The sequence below is a fragment of the Pedobacter sp. genome (assembly GCF_045627485.1).
Taxonomy (GTDB): domain Bacteria; phylum Bacteroidota; class Bacteroidia; order Sphingobacteriales; family Sphingobacteriaceae; genus Pedobacter.
Window position 1 is genome coordinate 1 of sequence record NZ_JAZQNU010000131.1, and the last position, 6999, is coordinate 6999.

General features: G+C 40.8%; 5 protein-coding genes. 3 read left to right on the forward strand and 2 right to left on the reverse strand.

Annotation, left to right across the window (positions count from 1 at the left end; genetic code table 11):
• Together ACR2F3_RS09885 and ACR2F3_RS09890 are read right to left on the reverse strand one after the other, a co-directional pair.
• Nucleotides 1–410 (reverse strand): hypothetical protein (locus ACR2F3_RS09885; protein ID WP_432709814.1); only part of this gene is annotated, 410 nt, incomplete at its 3' end.
• Nucleotides 410–1348, reverse strand: a complete 939-nt coding sequence (locus ACR2F3_RS09890) for an SDR family oxidoreductase (protein WP_432709815.1) — start codon at nucleotides 1346–1348, stop codon at nucleotides 410–412. The genes ACR2F3_RS09885 and ACR2F3_RS09890, both read right to left, overlap by 1 nt.
• Nucleotides 1349–1649: 301 nt before the next feature.
• Between ACR2F3_RS09890 and ACR2F3_RS09895 the strand changes: the two genes are divergently transcribed.
• The 3 genes from ACR2F3_RS09895 to ACR2F3_RS09905 are packed head-to-tail and all read left to right on the forward strand — an operon-like array spanning nucleotide 1650 to nucleotide 6845.
• Nucleotides 1650–2906 carry a glycosyltransferase family 4 protein gene (locus tag ACR2F3_RS09895; RefSeq protein WP_432709816.1) on the forward strand — a complete coding sequence of 419 codons (1257 nt, stop codon included), beginning with the start codon at nucleotides 1650–1652 and terminating at the stop codon, nucleotides 2904–2906.
• Nucleotides 2907–2936: 30 nt separating this feature from the next.
• Nucleotides 2937–4589, forward strand: a complete 1653-nt coding sequence (locus tag ACR2F3_RS09900; protein ID WP_432709817.1) for a capsule assembly Wzi family protein — start codon at nucleotides 2937–2939, stop codon at nucleotides 4587–4589.
• 42 nt (nucleotides 4590–4631) lie between these two features.
• Nucleotides 4632–6845: an SLBB domain-containing protein gene (locus ACR2F3_RS09905; RefSeq protein WP_432709818.1), complete on the forward strand. Its 2214-nt coding sequence runs from the start codon at nucleotides 4632–4634 to the stop codon at nucleotides 6843–6845.
• The last annotated feature ends 154 nt before the right edge of the window (nucleotides 6846–6999 follow it).

Genomic DNA, 6999 nt, shown 5'->3' on the forward strand with positions numbered 1-6999 from the left:
AGGAATAATTTGCCATACCAAGGCCATTTATCGCGTTTCCAATCCACACCATCCTGACTGATAAATACTTTTTTTCCAAAAAGGCGTAAAGGTAATGCCCAGATACTGTTACCTCCATTCTGGATGTGGACAATATCTGCAGTATTATTCACAAGGATATCCCAGGTACATTTCAGGGAATGTAATAAGGTATCAAATCCTTTATTGGATATGGTTTTGAAAGTTTTAATGTGTACGCCTTTGTATTCCTCAACATCAACAAATACATCCGGGTATTGTCTGTTATAAGCTACAACATGGTGACCTCGGTTAACCAACCGGGGAAACAGTTCCATAGCAAATTTATCGGCACCTGCAGCGCCTTTTGCTGGGGGAATAGACCTGAAGCCGAAAGCTGCTATGCGCATCATTAAAGGGTAACCGTATCTTTTTCTGTATAAAGATTTTCCTCTAAATATTCAGTATAATAGCTAGCAACATATTCTTTTAAAGCCACTTTCCAATCGCGCATCAGGTTCGCCTCCCGGAGATTCAATTTTTTATTGACCAGTCTTTCGGAGGTAGGGCGTGGTGCATAATAGGTATCTTTAAAATAATCTGAAGTCACTTCATGAAAAGTGACTTCATCGGTTAAGCCTAAAATGCTTACCAATTCTTCAGCAACTTCACGCCTGCTGGTTTCCCCATTGCACACTAAATTATACAATCCCCAGTATTCTTTCTCAAACAACAGTTTCACATTTTTAGCGAAATCCACCGTATAAGTAGGGGTGCCGTCCTTGTCGTTAACCACATGAAGGTCTCTGGTACCAGTAGCTAACTGTTTGATGATTTTATTAATAAATTTTTTATCTTTCTTCGGTCCGCCACCCATCATCCAGCCAGCACGGCATATGATGTGTCTTTTGGCATGCTCGCGTACATAACGTTCGCCCATGTATTTGGAACGCGCATAATGTCCAAGAGGGTTTGGCTCATCCCAATCGTCATAAAACTCTTTTTGACCATCAAATATTCCGGCTGTACTGATATACAACAGCGGTATATCTAACTGGTTAGCAATATAAACTGCGTTTTCTACTGAAGTTGTATTGGTGAGGTAAGTATCATCCTGGTGCGTTTCGCAATATTCAAGATCGGTATAAGCACCCAGGTGAAAGAGATAATCAGGTCGGAAACGGTGAACATCTTCTTTGTATTTGTCAAAATCCCGAAAATCTAAAAATTCAAGCCAGTTTTCATTGACATCTTTGTCCGTACATTTAAGTTCGAACTCTTCTTTAAAAACTGAATAACACGCTTCACCTAGCATTCCGCCCGCTCCGGCAATATAAATTTTCTTCTTCATAGGGGTTTTAAAGCCATTAATCTATTCTCACATAGTCGTATGGCTACAGCCTTAGTTAATAAATTGACTACGCCAAAAATAACCATTTTAAACTGACCTTACAATGTTTTTATTATTCACCTCTTTATATCCGGCTTAATAAAGTCTTTTTATATAAAAAAAGGCCAATTTTGACCAAATAATCACCTGAATAATTAATAAAATGATTTAATACAGGCATCTTTGAAGCCCGATACAGGATCAACTAAATGAGTATAAAAATTATGCCAATTTATTGGGAAATTAATTTAAAGGAAAAGAAATGAATATTTTGGTAGCAAATTGGACCTGGTATCCAAGTGGTGGCGATTGGACCTATGTGGAACACATCAGCAAATTGTACCAAGAACATGGGCACCAGGTTATTCCTTTCTCCATGAAAGACAACCGCAACTTTGATTCCCCATACTCCAAATATTTTATTGAACATATTGACTATAAAAAAATCAATCAAAAGAGCTTTAGTGATGCCTTAAAGGTAGTGAAAACCAGCATCTACTCCACGGAAGCGCAAAAAAAGCTGGAACGTTTGCTGGATGATGTAAAAATAGATTTTGCCCATATCAATGTGATTCACCATTACATTACCCCCGCTATTTTAAAAACATTAAAGAAACGCGGAATTCCCATTATCTGGACCTTGCACGAATATACCCCCATTTGCCCTGAAAGCACATTTATTAGCCATGGTAAAATCTGTGAAAAATGTTTCGGGGGTGCCTTTTATAACTGTGTAACCAATAAGTGCAAAAAAGGCTCCCTGCCTGCAAGCGTAGTGGCTTCTATGGAGAATTATGTGCACAAATACCTCAATTACTACGAATACGTGGATCATTACATTTGTCCCTCGGTTTTTCTTTATGAAAAGTTTAAACAGTTTAATTTTTTTAAAGAAAAACTGGTACAGTTATACCATGGATATGACTATAAAGAAATTGCTGCAGCGCGTACTGCACAACACGCTGTAACGGTTGATCGGAAATCTGCTGCCCAAAATGCCCCGATCGTTTTTGTGGGAAGACTAGAAAAAATTAAAGGTGCCCACACCCTGCTGGAAGCAATGAAATTGCACCCGCACATTCCTTTAAAAATTATTGGAACAGGTACCCAGCTGGCAGCGCTTCAGGCCTATGCCAATAGTAATAACTTGCACCAGGTAGAGTTTCTAGGCAAAAAAACAAAAAAAGAAACGCTTGAATGGATAGGAAAATCGGCATTTTTAGTCTGTCCTTCAGCGTGGTATGAAGTGCTTGGTTTTACCGTTGTGGAAGCTATGGCCATGGGCAAACCGGTAATTGGCTCGAATATTGGTGCCATTCCTGAAATGGTTTTAGATGGGCATACAGGATTGCTATTTGAGCCCGGTAACAGCGCACAGCTTGCGGCAAAAATAAAAGAATTGTATGGTGATTTAGAACGGCAGCAACAAATGGGTGAACAGGCAGAAAAACATATTCACCAGCTGATTAACAGCGAAAAACATTATGCTGGTTTACAACAAATTAATATTTCCCTATAAAACAAATTAACCTTTCCCTATAATTTAAAAATGAATAAAAACTTTTACCTGATTCTCTTCTTCTTTTTTATAACCGGTGCCCTTGACAGTGCTGCACAGGTAGTATTTGAAAATCCTAAAAACCCGGTATACCAATATTTATCACGGCAGGCGCAAAAAGGAAACATCGAATTTGATGACCTGATTCAACCGGTTAGTCGTAAACAAATTTCAGACCTTTTACATACCTTAAGAGATTCTGCAACTAATCTTTCGGCTACAGAACAGAAGGAACTGGCCTTTTACCTCAAAGAATTTAGTGAATTTGACCAGGCAGACATGCCTGATACCACCACCTTTTTTAAAAAAGATGCGGCAGGACGATGGCGTTTCCTCTCTATTAAAAAGGACGGCTTTTTGTTAAACGGCGATCCCGCGTTAACGTTTGAAACACATTTAGGGGCGGGCAAAAGTGTTACCCGTACTGCTACTGGCCTGACTTTCTGGGGCCATGCAGGTAAAAACATCAGCTTCCAGTTTTATTTTCAGGATATTACCGACAAAGGTAACGGCATTGACAGTACCCGCATTTTTACCCCGGAAACGGGAATTTTGCGTACAGCTAATGTGGACGTTACTTCAAAAACGGTTAACTACAGTGATTTCAGGGGTTATATTACCTATGCCTGGAAAAACGGTTCGGTAAGTTTGGGTAAAGAACAATTGTTATGGGGTTATGGACAGAACGGGCGATTGGTATCGTCTGATAAATCACCTGCATACCCAAATATACGCCTGGATTACCGCCCCCTAAAATGGCTGCACTTTAATTATACCCACGCCTGGTTAAACTCTGCAGTGATTGATTCGGCGAGGTCCTATGATAAAGGAAATGCATTGTTTGGAGAAAACCGCGAAATGTATGTGAAAAAATTTATGGCTTCACATACGTTATCTTTTATTCCTACGAAAGGTTTGAACCTGAGCGTTGGAGAATCGATGGTGTATAGTGATGATTTTGACATTGCTTACCTGGTACCCATCATGTTCTTTAAGGCTTACGACCAATACCAAAGCCGTTATAAACTCTCTACTGGTTCCAATAGCCAGTTTTTCTTTTCGGCGAGTTCAAGGAATCACTTACCAAGAACACATTTATATGCATCCTTATTTGTTGATGAGATACGCACAAGCGAAATTTTTAACAAGGAAAAGAGCAGGAACCAGCTAGGTTATAACATTGGTGCTTCACATACTGATGTATTGGGAATTCCTTACCTGACCTTTGGTGCAGAATATACGCGCATTAACCCCTTTGTTTATAACAACCTGATACCTGCACAAACTTACACTAACCAAGGCTATTTGATAGGCGATTGGATGGGTCAAAATGCCGACCGTGTAACCGCATGGGCCAGTTACTCCCCTGTGGCACGTTTAATTACCCGTTTTGAATTTAATAGCATTCGCAAAGGTGCTGATGGTGATTTATTTGACCAGTATTGGGCCGAACCACAGCCCGCTTTTTTAAGTGAAGGACCTGTGCAATCGCAAAAACAATACTTATTGGAAGCTAACTACCAGTTGCTTCAAAAATTATATGTCAAAGCCTCTTATAAGCACCAGACGGGCGTGATTAGACCAGACCTGCAAACGTCAGCAGTACCCAACGAGTTTAAGTTCGGTGTATCTTATGGCTTTTAATCCTTAATACTTTATATTTGCGATTTAGCACAACATCCTTCCATGAACCATAAATACCTTTATTATATTCTGTTATTCCTATTTGCGACGGCCACTTTACAAGTGAACGCACAAAACATTTCCATGAATAACATCCAGAATGTTAAAGTAAGTCAGCTCTCTGACGCACAGATTAAACAAGCCTGGGATAAACTGGAAGAAACCGGAATACCGGAAGAACAAGCCTACAAAATGATGATTCAAAAGGGCATGTCGGCTGGTGAGGTGCAGGCTTTTAAAGACCAGGTGACTTTATTGGGTTTGAATAAAAAAGGTGCAAAAATGCCTGCTGCTGCTGAAAAAGAAGCCATTAATTATGCCAGGGATACAACACCTGTGGTGATCAAACCTTTTCCACTTGCACCAGTAGCGAAAACTGAACCTGTTTTGGGCGTTTACGGCATGGAGTTTTTTAACCAGACCGGAATAAAATTTGAGCCTAATTTTAGTGTGGCCACTCCAAAAGGCTATGTTTTAGGTCCGGGCGACGAGTTAATCATCCTGGTAACTGGCATGAACGAAAGCAGCCTGCGCACAAGAATAACCACAGAAGGCAATGTACAAATTCCTTATGCTGGCTTAGTTTACCTGAATGGTTTTACGATTGAACAAGCGACCAGTTTGATTAAAAGCAGGATGACCAAGGCCTATCCGGCCTTAAACAGCGGGCAGACTAAACTGGCTGTTAACCTGGGGAATACCCGCAGCATAAAAATTACCCTGGTAGGTGAAGTGAAAACTCCGGGAACTTATACCCTTTCATCGCTGTCTACAGTATTTAATGCTTTATATAACTCCGGAGGGCCGAATGCTAATGGATCTTTACGTTACATTGAACTCCTGAGAAACAACCGTGTTTATAAGACTATAGATTTTTACAGTTTCCTGCAGAATGGTTTAATGGATGGCAACATTCGTTTGGAAGACCAGGATGTGATTCGTATTCCGGTGTACCGGAAAAGAGTTGGTGTTAAAGGTGAAGTAAAAAGACCAGCCATTTATGAGCTGAAAGAAAACGAGCAGTTAGATGACCTGATTGGCTATGCTGGTGGATTTACGGATATCGCTTACCGTGGGATAGCTAAAATTGACCAAATCAATGAACTGGAACGTGAAGTGAAAGATGTGCCCTCGAACCTGTTTGGAAATTTTACACCTAACAATGGCGACTTAGTTGAAATTGGAGCCATCACCAACCGGTATACAAACCGTATAGTCTTGGAAGGTGCAGTTTACCGTCCGGGTGTATATGAACTAACGGCAGGCATGAGCCTGGGTGAACTTTTAAAAACGGCGTCGGGTTTAAAACCAGAGGCTTATATGGAACGTGGCTATATCAAAAGAACTTTACCAAACCTGGAGAAAGAATTACTTTCTTTTAACCCGTTGGATGTGGTTGAGGGAAGAAGTGACTTGCCTTTGATGCGTGATGACTCCATCATGGTGCAGGACAGGGCGGTTTTTACATCATCCCAAAATGTAACCGTACAGGGCTTTGTGAGAAATCCGGCTTCCTTTACTTTTAGAAAAGGAATGAAGTTAAATGATGTGATTGCCATGGCAGGAGGTTTTCAGGACGAAGCGGCTGATCACCATGTGGAGATTTCCAGAATCATAGAAAATGATTCTGATAGTGTGGCCAACCAATTGGTGAAAACATTTACCATCGATTTGAATACAGATGCTGAAGGCAATATGGAACTTCAGCCAAGAGATTATATCTATGTACCTCGCCTGGTTAATTACCGGGCGCTGGGTAACATTAGTGTGAAGGGGGAAGTTTTGTTTCCGGGGGAATATGCTGTACAACGCAGAGATGAAACGGCCTTAGACTTGCTGCAACGTGCCGGGGGCCTGAGCCCTTATGGTTCTTTGGAAAATGCACAGGTCTATAGAAAAGGGGTGCGGGTTAATTTAGACCTTACCAATACCAGCAGCAACGAAAGTGTGAAGAGAAGTATGATTCTTTTACCTGGGGATAGCATTTATATCCCAAGGGAAGTATCCTTTGTAGAGGTTGCAGGTGCGGTGAATAACCCGCAACTGGTAGACTATAATGGCAGAAGTTTTACTTATTACTTAAATGCTGCTGCAGGTGCGACTCAAAACGCCCTATTAAAAGGCGCTTATGTGCAATATCCAAACGGATTAAATAAACCGGTAACCCGCTTTTTAATTTTCCGTAATTACCCTAAGTCGGAGGCCAAGCGGTCTTAGGAAGACAATAGAGAGGGACAACTCCTTGGCTCACAGAACGACATGGCTACGATCCGACTTAGGTGCGACTCAAAACGCCCTATTAAAAGGCGCTTATGTGCAATATCCAAACGGATTAAATAAACCGGTAACCCGCTTTTTAATTTTCCGTAAT

Coding starts and splice junctions, on each gene's coding strand:
- ACR2F3_RS09890 (WP_432709815.1), bottom strand. CDS start 1,348: ATGAAGAAGAAAATTTATATTGCCGGAGCGGGCGGAATGCTAGGTGAA.
- ACR2F3_RS09895 (WP_432709816.1), top strand. CDS start 1,650: ATGAATATTTTGGTAGCAAATTGGACCTGGTATCCAAGTGGTGGCGAT.
- ACR2F3_RS09900 (WP_432709817.1), top strand. CDS start 2,937: ATGAATAAAAACTTTTACCTGATTCTCTTCTTCTTTTTTATAACCGGT.
- ACR2F3_RS09905 (WP_432709818.1), top strand. CDS start 4,632: ATGAACCATAAATACCTTTATTATATTCTGTTATTCCTATTTGCGACG.